The sequence below is a fragment of the Gillisia mitskevichiae genome (genome assembly GCF_003634585.1).
GTDB lineage: Bacteria > Bacteroidota > Bacteroidia > Flavobacteriales > Flavobacteriaceae > Gillisia > Gillisia mitskevichiae.
This window is the reverse complement of sequence record NZ_RBLG01000001.1, coordinates 1,041,681-1,060,244: the sequence shown is the minus strand read 5'-3', so window position 1 is coordinate 1,060,244 and position 18,564 is coordinate 1,041,681. Positions and strand designations below refer to the sequence as shown.

Below are 18,564 nucleotides of genomic sequence, written 5' to 3'. Positions count from 1 at the left end.
AAAAAGTTAAATATTTATTTTCAATGAAAAAGATTGGTGTTATTTTAAGTTGCTTTTTGATGTTCTGCTTACAATCTTGTGGTATCTATTCTTTTACCGGAGCAGATACTGGTGCAGCTAAAACATTTCAAGTAAATTATTTTCAGAATACTTCAGATATTGTTGAACCAGGAATAGACAGAGCTTTTACATTACAGTTGCAAGATCTTATTCAAGGTCAAACCAATTTGAGTTTAACAAATTCCGGTGGTGATCTTATTTATGAAGGAGAAATTATAGATTATTATGTCGCTCCAATTACAGCAACCGCACAAAATACCGCGGCTCAGAATAGGCTTACAATTGCTGTGAACTTAAGATATTACAATACCTTACAACCGGATAAGGATATTGAACGACGATTTTCATTTTATTATGATTATGCTGCAGATGATCAGTTAACCGGCGTTGTTCTAGACACTGCAATAGAAGAGATCTATTCTAGGATCACTCAAGATATTTTTAATGCAACGCTTACAAACTGGTAATGAATTCTAAAGAATTAACTTCCTTATTTGAAAATTCTGCTTCTGTTAAAAATTCAGAAATAGCAGAACTGGAAAGTATTTTAGAGAAATTTCCATTCTTTCAGCCAGCTAGAGCGATTTATCTTAAAGGATTACATGCAAAAGATAGTCCGCGTTATAATTCTGAATTAAAAAGAACCGCTGCCCATACATTAGATAGAAGTGTTTTATTCGATTTTATAACTTCGACGAAATTCATTCAGGATAAAGTGGCATTGCAAATTAAAAATCAGGAAGAAAGCTTAAGGAACATTACTGTTTTCGAACCTGAAGAAGTTTTTGGCACCAAGAGCCTTGCAATAAACGAAGCTATAAAAATGAAGCAAATAGAATCGGATCAAGTAATGGATCCCTTTTTATTTGAAAAACTAAAAGAGCAGCCAATTATTGAGGCAGAAAAAGAAAATATTACAGAGGAATTACCAATAAGTATTGGCAAACCTTTAGAATTCAATTCTCAAGAATCGCATTCTTTTTCGGAATGGTTAAGTTTAACCACAGCAACTCCTATAGAAAGAAATACAGCGAAGCAAAATATAAAACCTACATTAAGGTCTAGAAAATCTCAACTTATAGATAATTTTATTTCCAAAAGTCCTAAGATAAAACCTAATAAACCAGCTACTAATTCTAATATAGCACTGGATAGAACAGTACCTCCCGAAGCTTTAATGACCGAAACTTTAGCGAGGGTTTATTTGGAACAAAAAAACTATAAAAAAGCAATTCAAGCTTTCAAGATTTTAAGTTTGAAAAATCCCGAAAAAAGTGGTTTCTTTGCAGACCAAATTAGGGCAATTAAGAAATTACAAGAAAATAATACAGGAAAAGAATGAGCACATTCACTATTTTTTTAGCATTGATAATCATTGTAGCATTTTTGCTAGTAGTAGTCATTATGGTACAAAATCCTAAAGGCGGCGGACTTTCATCTTCATTTGGAGGTGGCGGAGGTCAGCAAATTGGAGGAGTAAAGAAAACAGGAGACTTTTTAGATAAAAGTACATGGACCCTTGCTACTTTAATGTTAGTCTTGATCTTACTTTCTAATATTACAGTATTAGATGGAACCGGGATCTCAGAATCTAGAGTTATAGATAGTGATGGTACTATAGAAAATACAGTTCCAGAAGCTACTCCACAAACTCCTATTCAAACTGAACAAGAGCAAGAGTAACACTAAGCACTCTTTACAATATATATTAAAATGCCAGCTTGTCATAAGCTGGCATTTTTTGTTTCATAATGTCAGTATATATGTCGTGGCATAATTTTGGTCATTTAGGCTCTGTACATAATAAATTAATTAACTAAAATACATTACATAATGGCTTTAAAAATTAAACCTCTTTCAGACAGAGTACTAATCGAGCCTGCTGCTGCCGAGACTCAAACAGCATCTGGTATTTATATTCCTGAAACCGCAAAAGAAAAACCACAAAAAGGTAAAGTAGTTGCAGTTGGAAAAGGAACTAAAAAACATGACATGACCGTAAAGGTTGGGGATGAAGTACTTTATGGTAAGTATTCTGGTACCGAATTAAAATTGGAAGGGAAAGATTATCTTATCATGAGAGAAGATGATATTCTTGCAATTGTGTAAATCCTTACACGTTTAAAATGCATTCTGCATTTTGAATTAAGAACTATAAATTATTAACTTAATAAAATTTCACTTTTATGCCTAGCATAAATTAAGTGTGAGATTTTCGAAAAACTAAATAGAATGGCAAAAGATATTAAATTTAATCTTGAAGCCCGCGACGGAATAAAGCGCGGTGTAGATGCATTAGCAAATGCTGTAAAAGTTACTTTAGGACCTAAAGGTCGTAACGTGATTATTGGGAAATCATTTGGAGCACCAATGGTGACTAAAGATGGTGTTAGTGTTGCTAAAGAAATAGAATTAGATGATGCTTTAGAGAACATGGGAGCTCAAATGGTAAAAGAAGTTGCTTCTAAAACCAATGATCTTGCTGGTGATGGTACGACTACCGCTACTGTTCTTGCTCAAGCTATCGTTGCTGAAGGCCTTAAGAATGTTGCTGCAGGTGCAAACCCAATGGATCTTAAAAGAGGGATAGATAGCGCTGTATTAGCAATAACAGAAGACCTTGCAAAACAAGCAAAAGAAGTTGGAAACTCTTCAGAAAAAATAAAACAAGTTGCATCTATCTCTGCAAACAATGATGACCATATTGGGGAATTAATTGCACAAGCTTTCCAGAAAGTTGGAAAAGATGGTGTAATCACTGTAGAAGAAGCAAAAGGAACTGAAACTCATGTAGATGTTGTTGAGGGAATGCAATTTGACAGAGGATACCTTTCTCCTTACTTTGTTACAAATAGTGAGAAAATGACTGCAGATCTTGAAGATCCATATATATTATTATATGACAAAAAGATCTCTTCTATGAAAGACTTACTTCCAATATTAGAACCGGTTGCTCAATCTGGAAAACCTTTATTGATCATCGCTGAAGATGTAGACGGAGAAGCGCTTGCTACTCTAGTAGTTAACAAACTTCGCGGATCATTAAAAATCGCTGCAGTGAAAGCTCCAGGATTTGGAGATAGAAGAAAAGCAATGTTGGAAGATATTGCAATTCTTACTGGTGGTACTGTTATTTCTGAAGAAAGAGGATTCTCTTTAGAGAATGCTACTTTGGATATGTTAGGAACTGCTGAAAAAGTTGCTATAGATAAAGACAATACAACTCTTGTTAATGGAGCTGGAGATAATGCAACTATTAAAGAGCGTGTTCAACAGATCAAAGCTCAAATAGAATCTACAACTTCAGATTACGATAAAGAAAAACTTCAAGAACGTTTAGCTAAATTAGCTGGTGGTGTTGCTGTACTTTATGTAGGTGCCGCTTCAGAAGTTGAAATGAAAGAAAAGAAAGACCGTGTAGACGATGCTTTAAATGCAACTCGTGCGGCTATTGAAGAAGGTATTGTTGCCGGTGGTGGTGTTGCTTTAGTTAGAGCCAAGAAAGTTCTTGAGAGCTTAAAAGGTGATAATGCAGACCAAATGACTGGTATCCAGATCGTGAATAAAGCGATTGAATCTCCATTACGTACTATTGTTGAAAATGCTGGTGGTGAAGGTGCAGTAGTGATCAATAAAGTATTGGAAGGTAAAAAGGATTTTGGTTATGATGCTAAAACCGATACCTATGTAGATATGCTTAAAGCAGGTATTATAGATCCTAAGAAAGTAACAAGAATTGCATTAGAAAATGCTGCTTCTGTTGCGGGAATGATCTTAACTACTGAATGTGCTTTGGTAGATATTAAAGAAGATAACGCTGGTGGCGGTATGCCAGGCGGAATGGGTGGAGGTATGCCCGGAATGATGTAGTGGCTAGTCACAATAAATATAAAAACCCGCTTCAAATTGAAGCGGGTTTTTTGTTTTATATATATCCTGTAAGTTTTTTATACTGTATTAATAAACATCTTCGATAGCTATCGGAATTATTTCCACGGTCTTTATTGTAGTGATACTTCGTGTTATGGGATTCTGAAACAAGTTCAGAATGACGTTATTAATACTTGTAATATATTAAAAAGCTGAGAACAGACCCTCCTTGAAGTGATCCCAATCTGACAAGATTTGACTTACAACCAAAAAAACCGCAACAAATACTAGGATCATTTTCCAGTTTAACTCTTTGTTGTTTGATTCTTTCATGACCTTAAATAGTTTAGAATTAAAGATAATAAAAAAGCCATCTATAAAAATACAGATGGCTTTTTATAAAGATTATAAGTACAGATTAAGAAACTGCTTTCAGTTTGCTAATAGTAGATTTATTCAATTTATCTTCTGCATATTCTTTTGTAACCACTAACTCTTTCTCTTCACCTTCAGGCATTTCAAACATAGCATCGGTTAAAATAGCTTCGCATAAAGATCTTAATCCTCTAGCTCCTAATTTGTATTCTACCGCTTTCCCTACAATGTAGTTAAGTGCATCTTCGGTGATCTCAAAAGAGATCTCATCCATTTCAAACAACTTTTGGTATTGTTTGATTATAGCATTTTTAGGTTCTGTAAGAATTGCTCTTAAAGTTTCCTCGTCCAAAGGATCCATGTAGGTAAGAGCTGGCAAACGACCGATGATTTCAGGAATTAACCCGTAATCTTTAAGATCCTTCGGAATGATATATTTTAAAAGGTTGGTACGTTCAATTTTATCTTCACTTTGTGAAGCACTAAATCCAACAGCTTGCATATTTAAACGCTTACTTATGTTCCTCTCAATACCATCAAAAGCTCCTCCAGCAATGAAAAGAATATTTTCTGTATCTACCTCAATGAATTTCTGGTCTGGATGTTTTCTTCCTCCTTTTGGCGGAACATTCACGGTAGTTCCTTCCAACAACTTTAATAAAGCCTGCTGAACGCCCTCTCCAGAAACATCTCTGGTAATAGATGGATTATCACTTTTACGAGCGATCTTATCTATTTCATCTATAAAAACAATTCCGCGTTGTGCTTTTTCAACATTATAATCTGCTGCTTGTAAAAGTTTAGTAAGAATTCCTTCTACATCTTCTCCTACATATCCAGCTTCCGTTAATACTGTAGCATCTACAATTGCCAACGGAACATTAAGCATTTTAGAGATAGTTTTGGCCATTAAGGTTTTCCCTGTTCCGGTCTCCCCTACCATAATGATATTACTCTTTTGGATCTCAATATCATCTTCTCTTTTAGGTTGCAATAATCTTTTGTAGTGATTATAAACAGCTACAGACATCACTTTTTTAGTTGCTTCCTGTCCTATGATATATTCATCTAAAAAAGCTTTTATAACCTTAGGCTTGCTTAACATCAAATCTGATGAAAGCTCCTTTGCACCTCCTTGTTTTGATTCTTCTAAAACTATCCCATGAGCCTGCTCGATACATTTATCACAAATGTGTGCATCTAAACCTGCGATCAGGAGATCAGTTTCTGGTTTTTTCCTTCCACAAAAGGAACATTCTAAATCATCTTTCGCCATTTCTTTCAATTTCAAATTGTTGATACTGATTTCTAGAATATAAGAAATATCCTAGCGGTATCCTACGTTATTCTATTTATCGCGAGTTAGAACTTCGTCTATCATTCCGTACTCTTTAGCACGATCTGCTTTCATCCAGAAGTCTCTATCGCTATCTTCTTCTATTTTTTCATAAGACTGCCCACTGTGCTTAGCAATAATATCATACAATTCCTTTTTCAAGCTTAAGATCTCGCGTGCTGTAATTTCTATATCACTCGCTTGTCCCTGTGCTCCTCCTAAAGGTTGGTGTATCATTACTCTTGAATGAGGCAATCCACTACGTTTTCCTTTTTGACCTGCACATAACAATACTGCACCCATAGATGCTGCCATTCCTGTACATATAGTTGCCACGTCTGGCTTAATAAATTGCATAGTATCATAAATCCCTAATCCAGCATACACACTTCCTCCTGGAGAGTTAATGTATATTTGGATATCCTTGGAAGCATCTGTACTTTCTAAAAACAAAAGTTGTGCTTGAATGATATTAGCTATTTGATCGTTGATGCCAGTACCTAAAAAGATGATCCTGTCCATCATTAATCTTGAAAAAACGTCCATTGCCACAGCATTCATTTGGCGTTCTTCAATAATATTTGGGGTCATCCCCATTGGGTTCATACTAGTAATTATCTTATCGTAATAGTTCCCGTTGACACCATGATCTTTAATGGCGTATTTTTCGAATTCTTTTCCGTAATCCATAACTGTTTATATTCTCTATTTAAGTAAATAAGGCGTTATAACCATTGGTTTAACGCCTTAAAGATATGTATAAATTATAAGAAAGTCTACTTGTAGATCTCTTTAACAAAGTCTTCGTAAGTAACCTCTTTTTCTTTTAAATCGATATTTTCTTTGTAGAAACCTAAGAGCTTTTCATTCATCAATTGCTCAGATAAACGCTTGATCTCATCTTGGTTTGAAAGTACACGTGCAGCGATCTCATCCAATTCTTTTTCTGCAGGGTCCATCTGGCCAAATTGAGCCATTTGTTCCTTAATTCTAGCAGTAGTGAATTCTTTAAGATCTTCAAACTTAACTTCCAATTTGTTCTCACGAATCAATTTCCCTTCGATCAATTGAAATCTAAGACCATGCTCGCTCTTAATAAATTCTTCTTTAGCTTCTTCTTCAGTTAATGGCTTCTCTCCCGCAGTACGGATCCATTTCTGAAGAAATTCTTTTGGAAGATCAAATTTATTGTTCTCAATTAAAGCTTCAGTTACATCATTTAATAATTGTTGATCTCCTTGTTGCTGAAATTGTTTTGCAGCATCTTCTTTGATCTTTTCTTTAAGACCATCCACATCCTTCACTTCTGAATTTGGGAAAAGCTTATCGAATAATTCTTGATTTAGCTCTGCAGATTCCTGATGATTAATTTCCGTTACAGTAAGAGTAACCTCAACATCTAGATCATGTATTCTATCGTGCTCTAGATTAAGAACTTTTTCTAATTGATGATCATCTTCAAAAAGACCTTTAGTCTTTAGGGTAATTACATCTCCTTTTTTAGCTCCAACTAGTTTACTGATGTTCTTTTTCCCTTTTACTTGGTCTAAAGAAATCGTACCAGCATTATCTATATTCTCTTCTTCGTTCACAAAAGTTCCCGCAATAACATCTCCTTCTTCAGCAACCTCTTTAGATATCAATTTCCCATATTGTTTTTGAATATGAGTGATCTGATTGTTGATCATCTCTTCTCCAGCAACGATATTATAATGAGTAATTGGTTTTTTAGTTTTTAAGTTTACATCGAATTGCGGAGTTAAACCCAACTCGAATTCAAAACTATAGTTATCCTGATTCCAATTAAAATTTTCTTTTTCTTTAGGTAAAGGATTACCAAGAACGTCCAACTTCTCTTCGGTTAAATATTTATTTAAAGCTTCCTGCAATAATTTATTCACCTCATCTACTAATACAGCTTGACCGTATTGCTTTTTCACCATCCCCATTGGAACATGCCCTTTTCTAAATCCAGGTATATTCGCGTTCTTTTTGTAATCTTTTAAGATCTTATCTACTTTTTCTATGTAGTCATCTTTCGCGATATCTACTTTTACTATCGCATTCAATTCATCAATATTCTCTCTAGTAATATTCATTGTAACGTATTATAAAAATTGGTGTGCAAAAGTACACATTTTTAGATTGTTCTCAAAGTTTCAAACTGCTGAATTACAGCACTCTTCTAATCTGATCCCAATACAGAATATAATATAGTTTGCAAAAGAGATAACAGCAAACTAAATATAAGGGCTATTAAAAAACCATCTACTCCAAACCCACTTACAAATGCATCTGCTAGAAGGATTATAACCGCGTTAATAACTAACAAAAACAAGCCCAAAGTTATAACGGTAACTGGCAAAGTTAATATTACAAGAATTGGCTTTACTATTAAATTAAGAATAGCCAGCACAACAGCAACAATAATTGCAGTAACATATCCTGCAACTGTTACTCCTGGTAAAAATTTTGCTAGCAAAACTACCGCGACTGCGGTTAAAAGAATACGTATTAGAAACTTCATCTATTAAATTTTAGTGGTTGATTATCTCACAAAAATGCAAAAAAAACGCCGGAATAAATCCGGCGTCTTTGTTTTTGTGATTTAATTAATATCATCCATTCTTTTAAGGAAGAATGTTATTAGTAAATTTTATTGAACATCATTACTCAAGGTAACAGTTCCATAAGATCCAATATTCACTTTGGGAACACTAGACTTGTAAGTTGCATTAATAGCATCTATAATAGTATTTGCCACCAAAGCATAACCTCTTGGTGTTGGGTGAACCCCATCTAAAGAAAAACCACCTCCAGTTACAAACTGAGAACTAACAACTCCCCCATCAAAAGGAATACCTCCGTTAGCAACTTGTGCTAAAGTTGCCTGAACATCCACAAAGGCCAAACCATTCGCTTGAGCCAAGGCTTTAATCGTTGCATTGTAGTTAGCTTGTGCAGTAGAAATCATAGTTAATTCATCTTTATCTAAAGCATCTTTATCGTCTATACCGCTAACAGCATCTAAAACTAACTGAGCCTGTGCCGGTGTTGGTTGACCTCCTGTTTGAAGTAAACCTAAAACCTGCATAACCTCTGGAGTTAGAACAACTGAACCATATCCTTGAGCTAAAGCTCCTTGGTTTATTGTTAGAACTAATAACTCATCTGCGGTCATTTGTCTAAACCCTAATGGATTTGTTTGAGAAACTGGAACATCTATTAAAAATCTATTAGGACCCTCGTTAAATGTAAGTGCGTATTGCGCAGCTAGACCTTGAGCTACTGCTGGATCTACACCCTGCTGAATTGCTCCTTGTGCAAAAATTCCTGCAACCGCTTGAAAAAATCCTGTTAGATTGGCCGCTGTTGCTGCATCTAAAACCAATGCATTATTTGGAACTGTGGTAAAGAATGGAATAGAAGTTACATTTGGTAAATTAACTAAGGCTCCATCTGCACCAGTTCCAACCATAGCATTTACAATCGTAGAATACGCTGAAGCAAATACTTGTGGATCTGTAATATCATTAGGCCCATACGTAGAAGGATCTAAATTCCCTGTTTGATCTACACCAACTCCACCGGAAGTTGCAAAACTTAACACATCATTATTCCCAATAAAAACTGAGAAAAAAGTAGGGTTCTGCGCTACAGCATCGGCTAGAACAGTCGAGCTTGGGCTAGAAGCAAATCTTACAAAATAAGGGTTTGCAGTTCCAACAGGAACTCCAGAAACATCTCCATAATTAGGAGTTATTAAATGAAAACTTTTAGCTCCGGGAACACCCATGTTACCAAAAGATCCAGACAATACATTTGTAATATCTGTAGTTGGTTGCATCCCTGTATAAATTTGAGGAGATGGGCTACCATCTACACCAAATGCTAAAACTCTTCTATTAGATGCAATTTGATTACCTGCCAGTAATAATCCACCAGAATTATCATTAACTAAAGGCTGTGTGAATAATTGAGTTTCCTGAACTTTAGCAAATTGCTGAGCCATAATATTAGGATAAGAATTCTCCTGTCCTGTAATATAAAGAGCCCCATCTGCGTATCCTGCAGTAAGAGAATTCCCTAAAGCAACATAATTTGAAAAGTCCGCTTCTCCATTGGTATAAAATCCAGCTTCATCTACTGGGTTGTCTAATTCTGGCTCGCAAGAAATAACTCCTAATGCCAGAAATGGTAAATATTTTATATAATTTTTCATTTTAATATCTGGTTTACTATTATAATTTATAAGTTATTCCAATTCCTGGCACGAACGCACTAGACTTGTAAGTTCCTCCAAAAGGAACAGCCTGTCCATTTTCTAAGTAAGAATCATAAGATGCATTTACTTCCTTAAATCTAGAATATAAGAAAGAAGCATCTATAGCAAAATGATCATTTACATTTACAGAAAGACCAGCTGTGAAGTTATTAGAATCATTACGAGGAGTTTCTGGAGCAAAGAATCCTTCTTGCACTGGAGATTCATCAAAATAATATCCAGCTCTTAAAGTGAACATATCATTTGCTTCGTATTGAAGACCAAATCTATACACTGAAGAATCTTCATACATTCTAAGGTTCTTAGAATCTGGAATACTAGGATTTGCAAAGTCGATATCTAAAGACTTGTAAACACTCCAAAATGTCATGTTATAATCAAAAGCGAACAACCATTTATCAGCGAATTCGTAAGAAAGACCTACAGTAAGTTCAGCTGGTAAAGGAAGCTCTGCATCAAATCTAGTATCTGCAAATGGAGTTGCAGGAGAATTTGGAATATTTTCAAAATCTGCTTCACCATCTTTAGCTTCCAAAATAATTTCAGATCTATAATTAAATCCAATTCTTAAATTATCGGCTGGAGAGAACATTGCACTAGCAGACCATCCCCAGTTAGAAACACCTGTTGCATCCACAGTTACTTCAGATCTATTCCCATCAATATCAGACAATGTTCTATTTAAATTTCTATTGAAATTAACACTTCCTGTAACATAGATAGGTCCACCTCCAACACTAAAATATTGATTTAGCTTGAAAGATAATAATGGCTGAATATATATTGCAGCAAGGTCTATGTTATTAACAAGATGAGAACCTGCCCAATCGTCTTCCCACTCTACAGAACTTCCATACGGAGTGTAAACGCTTAAACCTGCAGTTAACCAATCGGTTACCTTATAAGACGCATATAAATACAACGGAGTTCCTATAGGACTATCTGTTCTTGCAACATCTCCCGTTTGTTCATTTTGATAGACTACATCTGAAAATACACCAAACCCACCAACAGATACGTTTATCTTATTCTCTAAATAGACTAATCCCGCTGGATTAAAGAATCCTAGCTCTGCACTGTTCACCACCGCTACTCCGGTATGTCCCATTGCTAAGGCACGCTGACCCTGCAAACTCACACGATACCCTCCCGCATAGGTTACTGCGGTAGTCAACGCGAACACCGCTAGAAATAATAGTTTTTTCATAATTAAATTTGAGTTTATTTTGTTTTTTATGGATGCTTCAAAATTAGCATAAATTATAAATTACGCAAGGAATTGATGCAATTTATTATGCATACATAATAATAACGTCAAAGTTTAAATGAAATCTACTACAATCTTAAAAAATTCCGAAATTTTCTCAGCGTGAACCCAATGCCCAGCTCCTTCTATTGTTTGTATTCTAGCATTAGGAAAATGCCTATATATTAGGGGCTCATCCTCTTTAGAAATATACCCCGATTTTCCTCCTCGAATAAATAAAGTAGGTTTGATGAAAATAATATTATCTGGAAGTGCCAGTCCAATTTCTTCTCCAGACTCACTTAAAACATCCAGATTAAGTCTTAGAGACAACTTTTCCTTCGTTTTCCAATATAAATTCTTTAGAAGAAAGAGTCGAGTACCTTTATCTGGAATAAAATTAGCCAAGAAATCTTCGGCATCTCCCCTAGATTTAATCACTTCATTATCTAAAGCTTTTAAACCTTCTAATATTTCATGATGATGCGGAGCATAATATTTTGGAGCAATATCTACAATCAAAAGTTTTTGAAGTAAATCTGGGAAATCACCTGCAACCTGCATAGCTACTTTCCCGCCCATGGAATGTCCTAATAAAATAATATTTGTTAAATCATTCTCTTCACAATAGTCTTTGATATCCTGAGACATTGCCTGATAATTCATTTCTGAAGTATGAGGGCTTCTACCATGATTTCGCTGATCTAACAGATGAACTTGAAATCCCTTGTCGGCAAACTTACTTCCAAGAGTTTTCCAATTATCGCTCATCCCCAAAAATCCATGAAGAATTAAAAAGGGAGTACCTTCCCCTATAACAGTAGCATTTAATTTAATCATCCTTTTAATAAATTTAAATACTTCTGAATTGTTGCTTCTAAACCAAAGTACAAAGATTCTGTTATCAAAGCATGCCCGATAGAAACCTCTAGTAAGCCAGGTACGTTCTGTTTGAAATATTGAATATTTTGCAAGGAAAGATCATGACCCGCATTTAAACCAAGATCCATTTCAATGGCTTTATTAGCACAATCTGTATATATTTTTACAGCTTCCTTATTCCCTTTTGCAAATTCATCTGCATAGGCTTCCGTGTACAATTCTATTCTATCTGCACCAGTAGCAGCCGCATGCTCCACCATTTTCAAATTAGGGTCTACAAATATGGAGGTCCTAATATTATTTCTCTTAAATTCTGAAATAACTTCTTTTAAAAACTCTTTATGTTTAATAGTGTCCCAACCCGAATTGGAAGTGATGGCATCTACCGCATCTGGAACCAAAGTCACCTGCGCAGGTCTGGATTTTAAAACCAGATCTATAAATTTTGGGATCGGGTTTCCTTCTATATTAAATTCGGTTGTCACCACAGGCATAAGATCAAAGACGTCCTGATATCTAATATGGCGCTCGTCTGGCCTAGGGTGAACGGTGATTCCTTGAGCTCCAAAAGATTCTATATCTTTTGTGAATTGAACTAAATTTGGAACATTCCCACCTCTGGCATTTCTTAGTGTGGCAATTTTATTGATATTTACACTTAAATGGGTCATTGTATTTGGCTTTGAATTAACAAAAATACAAAGATGCAGATGCCTTATTGAATATTATTTTAATTAATTTGCATTAAAATGAAGAGGAATTATGAGTATTGAAAGTTACATAGTAAATGACATGGAAATCTGCCAGATCACGGAAAAGATAGGCGATCTAAAGAAAAAATTCAATGAGCTTACGTATTCTCATATGCCTGTTGGAAAGGATGGTGTTTATCTAGGTTGTGTGTCTGAAAATGATGTAAGATGTTTTGATGCTGAAAAAACTCTGGTTGATTATCAATATGCCCTAGAAGGATTTTACGCTAGGGAATCTGACAATTGGCTGGATACTTTAGAAACTTTTGCTCAAAATCAAGCAAATATTTTACCTGTTTTAGGTTCAGAGAATCAATATTTAGGCTATTTAGAGCTAAGCGATATCTTACATAAGTTTAATGAAACCCCCTTTCTAAATGAGCCAGGTGGCATTGTTGTTTTAGAAAAAGGAAGTTTAGATTATTCATTTAGCCAAATTGGCCAGATCATTGAATCTCAAAACGCGAGAATTTCAGGAATGTTTGTTTCTTCACAAGAAAATGATCTTACTCAAATTACCGTAAAAGTAAATTCATCTGGATTAAATGAAATATTACAAACCCTTAGAAGGTATGGGTACACAATTGTTTCTGAACACCAAGAAGACCTTTATAGCAAAAATTTAAAAGAGCGCTCCAGATATTTGGACAAGTACCTTAATATATAAAAATGAAAGTAGGGATTTATGGTCAGTTTTATCACAAAGATTCTGGCATCTATATAAAAGAACTTTTTGACATTCTAAACCAGGAAAATATTGAGGTATGTATTGAAAAAAACTTTCTAGACCTTATTCACGATCATAAGATATTAAGCAAGGATTACAATCATTTCAGCACTTTCAAAGAATTGGATTCTACTTACGATCTGTTCTTTAGTATTGGTGGAGATGGAACTATTTTGAAATCCATCAATTATATTCAAGATCTTAACATTCCTATATTGGGTATTAATACAGGAAGGCTCGGTTTTCTTGCCACTATTCAGAAAGAAGAAATCAAGAGAAGCATTGCATCCATACTTCACAAGAAATATGAGATCTCCGAAAGAACTGTGTTATGTATTGAAACCAATCCTTCCAGCGAAGAAATTGGTGAAACAAATTATGCATTGAATGAAATAGCGGTAAGTAGAAAAAACACTACCTCTATGATCACGGTGGAAACATGGTTAAATGACAAATATCTAACCTCCTACTGGGCCGATGGATTAATAGTCTCTACCCCTACCGGTTCTACAGGCTATTCATTAAGTTGTGGTGGCCCGGTTATTGTTCCAGACACTAAAGCTTTGGTAATAACACCGATTGCACCTCATAATTTAAATGCAAGACCTCTTGTTATAAAGGATAATACCAAAATAACCCTAAGGATATCTGGAAGAGAAGACTTTTATTTAGTATCTATGGACTCCCGTATTGCAACCCTAAGCAATGCTACAGAGATCACTATTAGAATTGCTCCATTCACAATTAGCATGGTGGAAATAGAAAAGGACAGTTTTCTAGAAACACTTAGAAAAAAGCTTTTATGGGGCGAAGACAAACGTAATTAGACAATAAAACCCTACAATATTTGTTAATAGAGATATACAAAAATCCCCAAATTGTTACGGGGTAAACAATATTACTATATTTGCAAACTTTTAAAAACCTATGAGGCACCTGTTATTACTAATTATTCTGTTTGCTTTCTCCAATTCTACTGTTGCCCAAACCTTCGAAATAGGTCCATTTATTGGTGGCGCCAACTATATTGGAGATGTAGGTAAATCTTCATTTATAAATCCGAACACTCTTGTGGGAGGAGGAATAGTTAAATGGAACAGGAGCGATCGCCACAGTTTTAGATTTAGTTTATTATATGCCGAAATCCAAGCAGATGATGCTTCATCTAACGAAGTAAGAAGACAACAACGAGGCTATAGCTTTACAAACCACATTGCAGAGGCATCTTTAGGATTAGAATTTAATTTTTATTCTTTCGATCTTCATGATGCTGTACCACAAAGCACTCCATATCTATACACTGGAATAAGTTATTTTAACTCAAATCATCATTATTTAGATGCCGATCGTCCTAACCCTGGTAAATTAGAACCCCAAGGTGATAATTGGGAATTTTCTATCCCTATCATATTTGGATACAAAAAAACTGTAACCCCAAAAATTATTGGAGCCTTCGAAATTGGGCTTCGCTATACCTTTACCGATAATATTGACGGGAGTAATCCTCAAGAATTACTTACCAGAAGAGATCCACCTAGAGAATTTGGAAACACAAATACTACAGACTGGTATGTATTTTCAGGTGTAAGCTTTACCTTTACGTTCGGAAAAAAACCATGTTACTGTAATATATAGAATGTTCAAAGAAAAAATCAATCTAGAAAGCTTACCAAAACACATCTCCATTATTATGGATGGGAATGGGCGATGGGCAAAACAAAAAGGATTTTTACGTGCATTTGGACATGAAGAAGGCACAAAAGCTGTTCGGGATGTAGTTGAAGGATCTGCAGAATTAGGTATTGAAAATCTAACTTTATATGCATTTTCAACAGAAAATTGGAACCGACCAAAGCTGGAAGTGGATACTTTAATGCGTTTATTAGTTACTTCTTTAAAGAAAGAAATAAAAACACTCATTAAAAATAACATTAAGCTAATTGCAATAGGAAATCTCCACACACTCCCTAGAAAAGCACAAAAAGAGCTTAATGAAGTAATTGAAAAAACTAAAGACAACAATAGAATGACCCTTACTTTAGCCTTAAGCTATGGCTCTAGGGAAGAATTGATTCATGCAATTAAGGATATTAGTCTAAAAGTAAAAAATGACGAATTATCTTTAGATGCTATTGATGAATCAATTATAAATCAGCATCTTTACACCCAAAATTTACCAGACGTAGATTTACTTATCCGTACTAGTGGCGAACAACGGATTAGTAACTTTTTATTATGGCAAATAGCATACGCAGAGTTATATTTTAGTCCGATTTTATGGCCTGATTTTCGTAGAGAAGATTTGTACGAAGCCATTTATAATTATCAAACGAGAGAACGAAGATTTGGAAAAACCAGTGAGCAGATTAGTTAATACAAACATGTCCAAAAAGTTTTTAAGCCTTTTGGCATTTTGTTTTTTGTATACCCTATCATTTCAGGCACAAGATTTACCGCTAGGTGGAGGAAGTAAATATACAATTGGGAAAATTGAAGTAACAGGTACAGTTAGTTATAATGAACAAACTGTAATAGCCTTTACAGGCCTAAAATCTGGCGATGAGATCTTTATTCCGGGAGATAAAATTAGTAAGGTCCTAAAGAAATTATGGGATCTTGGTCTTTTTAGTGATATTAATTTTTACGTTACTAACATCGAAGGTAATGTTGCAGATCTTGAACTTGAAATTCAAGAAGTTCCAGAATTAGCAGAGGTAAGAATTCAAGGAATCAAGAAAAAAGCCACACAAGAAGAACTTATAAAGGAGAACTCTTTAACTCCGGGATCAAAGGTGACCGAAAACCTTACAACCACCACTAAAAATTACATAGAGAACAAGTATAAAAAAGATGGTTACTTTAATACTAAAGTAGTCATTAATACTACCTCTATTGTGGACACCACTGGCACCAATAAGGTAAATATGGTTGTTAATGTAGATCGTGGAGAAAAAGTTAAAGTAAGCAATATAGAATTCATTGGTAATGAAGAGTTAAGCGATGCTAAGCTTAAAGGTGCAATGAGCAATACCAAAGAGAAGAACTTCTTTAGAGTTTGGAAACGATCTAAGTTCAATTATGATGATTTTGAAGCAGATAAGGAAAAAGTTGTAAACAAGTATAAGGAAAACGGATATAGAGACGCGAGAATTGTATCTGATACTTTAATTATAAATGACCCCAAAACTGTTGCTTTACAACTGCAGGTAGAAGAAGGAAGCAAACATTATATTGGAAATATAGATTTCATAGGTAATGTAGTGTATTCGGATGATTTACTTACTAGAGCTTTAGGAATAAACAAAGGGGATGTATATAATGGTGTATTATTAGAAAAAAGGATCTCGGATCAATCTAAACCAGACTCTCAAGATATTGCCAACTTATATAAAAACAATGGATATCTATTCGCTCAAATAAATACTGTTGAAACCAAAGTTTATAATGACACAATTGATTTCGAAATAAGAATTGTAGAAGGTAAAGAGGCTTATTTTAATAAAATTAGTGTAGTAGGAAATACAAAAACTAAGGATCACGTAATTTATCGTGAACTACGTACTAAACCAGGTCAAAAATACAGTCAAGAGAATGTAGTAAGAACTATTAGAGAGATAGGTCAGTTAGGATTTTTTGATGCAGAAAATGTAGCACCAAATTTCTTAAATGTAGATCCTAATAGTGGTACTCTAGATATGGAATATGCTGTTGTAGAAGCTGGAGCAAGTCAAATAGAGTTGCAAGGTGGTTATGGTGGTGGTGGTTTTATTGGAACCTTAGGTTTATCTTTTAACAACTTCTCTATAGCTGGAATTTTCGATAAAGATGCATACCAGCCAATTCCAATGGGTGATGGTCAAAAATTATCCTTAAGAGCACAGGCGAGTATTTACTACCAAACATATAGCTTATCTTTTGTAGAGCCGTGGTTAGGTGGAAAAAAACCTAAGAGCTTATCTACTTCGTTTTCTTACACAAGACAGTTTCTTTACGACCCAATAAGAGGAAAAGCAGATAAATCACAAAGTTTTGACATACTAGGAGTGAATGTTGGTTTAGCAAAAAGATTGCAATGGCCAGATGATTATTTCACCTTATCTCAATCTGTAGGATTTCAGAGATACGATCTAAATAACTATAATACTCAGTTATTTACTTTTGGGGACGGGTTTTCAAACAACCTAACTTACACCTTAGGTTTAAGCAGAAACAGTAAGGGAATTAACCCAATCTTTCCAACAGTTGGATCTGAGTTTAATTTTATTGCAAAATTCACACCTCCTTATTCACTTTGGAATGGAACAGATTATAATGATTTAGAGAACCAAAGAGAGTTCCAATTAGAAGATGACAACGGAAACCTATTAAATTCAGATGGATTAAGATTAAGACCTGGCGATGAGCCTGTAGGAGATCAATCTAAAATAGATCAGGAAAAATTTAAATGGTTAGAGTTTTATAAAATTAAATTTGATGCTGCATGGTACACTACCCTATTTAATTTAGGGCCAAAAGGTCCATTAGTTTTAAAAACGGGTATCGAATATGGATTTCTAGGTGCTTATAATAATGATCGTGGAATTCCTCCTTTCGAACGTTTCTATTTAGGTGGAAATGGAATGGGATCTTATAGTTTGGATGGAAGAGAAAGCATTGCTCTAAGAGGATATCCAGACCAATCTTTAGTGCCTTTAGATAGAACTAGTTTTAGCCAGGCGAGCAATCCAGATGGAGCTACTATCTATAATAAATATTCTTTGGAATTACGATATCCAATTACACTTAAGCCAGCTGCTTCTATATATGGTTTAATGTTTATTGAAGGTGGAGCATCTTATGATAATTTTAGAGATTTTAATCCGTTCCAACTAAACAGATCTGCTGGTGCTGGATTAAGAATCTTTATGCCGCAATTTGGATTATTAGGAATTGATTTTGGTTACGGATTTGATCCTGTTCCAGGAGCATCATCACCTAATGGTTGGGAAACTCACTTTATAATCGGGCAGCAATTCTAGGTTTGGCACGATT

Annotated in this window: 18 protein-coding genes; 10 read left to right on the top strand and 8 right to left on the bottom strand. The window is 34.8% G+C overall.

What is annotated here, in order from left to right; translation table 11 throughout:
* Positions 1-23: 23 nt before the first annotated feature.
* The 5 genes from lptE to groL all read left to right on the top strand — a co-directional run bounded on the left by lptE (position 24) and on the right by groL (position 3,930).
* On the top strand, positions 24-527 hold the full coding sequence (gene lptE, locus BC962_RS04760) for an LPS assembly lipoprotein LptE (protein WP_121344732.1): 504 nt from the start codon (positions 24-26) through the stop codon (positions 525-527).
* Positions 527-1,402 carry a hypothetical protein gene (locus BC962_RS04755; RefSeq protein WP_121344731.1) on the top strand — a complete coding sequence of 292 codons (876 nt, stop codon included), beginning with the start codon at positions 527-529 and terminating at the stop codon, positions 1,400-1,402. Before lptE ends, BC962_RS04755 begins: the two co-directional genes overlap by 1 nt.
* Positions 1,399-1,743: a preprotein translocase subunit SecG gene (gene secG / locus BC962_RS04750; protein ID WP_121344730.1), complete on the top strand. Its 345-nt coding sequence runs from the start codon at positions 1,399-1,401 to the stop codon at positions 1,741-1,743. The genes BC962_RS04755 and secG overlap by 4 nt, the downstream gene beginning before the upstream one ends.
* 150 nt (positions 1,744-1,893) lie before the next feature.
* On the top strand, positions 1,894-2,169 hold the full coding sequence (locus BC962_RS04745) for a co-chaperone GroES (RefSeq protein ID WP_010228022.1): 276 nt from the start codon (positions 1,894-1,896) through the stop codon (positions 2,167-2,169).
* Between the two features lie 123 nt (positions 2,170-2,292).
* Positions 2,293-3,930, top strand: coding sequence for a chaperonin GroEL (gene groL / locus BC962_RS04740; RefSeq protein WP_121344729.1), 1,638 nt, complete (start codon positions 2,293-2,295; stop codon positions 3,928-3,930).
* A 418-nt stretch (positions 3,931-4,348) separates the two neighbouring features.
* Here the strand turns inward: groL and clpX are convergent, their stop codons facing one another.
* From clpX to BC962_RS04700, 8 genes are all read right to left on the bottom strand, one after another.
* Positions 4,349-5,581 carry an ATP-dependent Clp protease ATP-binding subunit ClpX gene (gene clpX, locus BC962_RS04735; protein WP_121344728.1) on the bottom strand — a complete coding sequence of 411 codons (1,233 nt, stop codon included), beginning with the start codon at positions 5,579-5,581 and terminating at the stop codon, positions 4,349-4,351.
* A gap of 72 nt (positions 5,582-5,653) precedes the next feature.
* Positions 5,654-6,331 (bottom strand): ATP-dependent Clp endopeptidase proteolytic subunit ClpP, encoded by a 678-nt coding sequence (gene clpP / locus BC962_RS04730; protein ID WP_121344727.1) that lies wholly within the window; start codon positions 6,329-6,331, stop codon positions 5,654-5,656.
* Between the two features lie 86 nt (positions 6,332-6,417).
* A complete protein-coding gene (gene tig, locus BC962_RS04725) occupies positions 6,418-7,740 on the bottom strand; it encodes a trigger factor (protein WP_121344726.1) in 1,323 nt (440 codons plus the stop codon).
* A gap of 86 nt (positions 7,741-7,826) precedes the next feature.
* A complete protein-coding gene (locus BC962_RS04720) occupies positions 7,827-8,168 on the bottom strand; it encodes a phage holin family protein (RefSeq protein ID WP_121344725.1) in 342 nt (113 codons plus the stop codon).
* A 129-nt stretch (positions 8,169-8,297) separates the two neighbouring features.
* Positions 8,298-9,863: an SGNH/GDSL hydrolase family protein gene (locus BC962_RS04715; protein ID WP_121344724.1), complete on the bottom strand. Its 1,566-nt coding sequence runs from the start codon at positions 9,861-9,863 to the stop codon at positions 8,298-8,300.
* Positions 9,864-9,882: 19 nt separating this feature from the next.
* Positions 9,883-11,133: an OmpP1/FadL family transporter gene (locus tag BC962_RS04710; RefSeq protein ID WP_121344723.1), complete on the bottom strand. Its 1,251-nt coding sequence runs from the start codon at positions 11,131-11,133 to the stop codon at positions 9,883-9,885.
* 114 nt (positions 11,134-11,247) lie between these two features.
* A complete protein-coding gene (locus BC962_RS04705) occupies positions 11,248-12,012 on the bottom strand; it encodes an alpha/beta fold hydrolase (RefSeq protein WP_121344722.1) in 765 nt (254 codons plus the stop codon).
* A complete protein-coding gene (locus BC962_RS04700) occupies positions 12,009-12,725 on the bottom strand; it encodes a pyridoxine 5'-phosphate synthase (RefSeq protein WP_121344721.1) in 717 nt (238 codons plus the stop codon). The genes BC962_RS04705 and BC962_RS04700 overlap by 4 nt, the downstream gene beginning before the upstream one ends.
* Before the next feature lie 91 nt (positions 12,726-12,816).
* Between BC962_RS04700 and BC962_RS04695 the strand changes: the two genes are divergently transcribed.
* The 5 genes from BC962_RS04695 to bamA all read left to right on the top strand — a co-directional run bounded on the left by BC962_RS04695 (position 12,817) and on the right by bamA (position 18,551).
* Positions 12,817-13,473, top strand: a complete 657-nt coding sequence (locus tag BC962_RS04695; protein ID WP_121344720.1) for a CBS domain-containing protein — start codon at positions 12,817-12,819, stop codon at positions 13,471-13,473.
* 2 nt (positions 13,474-13,475) lie between these two features.
* Positions 13,476-14,360 (top strand): NAD kinase, encoded by an 885-nt coding sequence (locus BC962_RS04690; protein WP_121344719.1) that lies wholly within the window; start codon positions 13,476-13,478, stop codon positions 14,358-14,360.
* 100 nt (positions 14,361-14,460) lie between these two features.
* Entirely contained in the window at positions 14,461-15,168 is a 708-nt protein-coding gene (gene porG, locus BC962_RS04685; protein ID WP_121344718.1) for a type IX secretion system protein PorG, read from the top strand.
* Between the two features lies 1 nt (position 15,169).
* Positions 15,170-15,907, top strand: coding sequence for an isoprenyl transferase (locus BC962_RS04680; RefSeq protein WP_121344717.1), 738 nt, complete (start codon positions 15,170-15,172; stop codon positions 15,905-15,907).
* 7 nt (positions 15,908-15,914) lie between these two features.
* Positions 15,915-18,551, top strand: coding sequence for an outer membrane protein assembly factor BamA (gene bamA / locus BC962_RS04675; protein ID WP_245984024.1), 2,637 nt, complete (start codon positions 15,915-15,917; stop codon positions 18,549-18,551).
* Positions 18,552-18,564 lie beyond the last annotated feature (13 nt).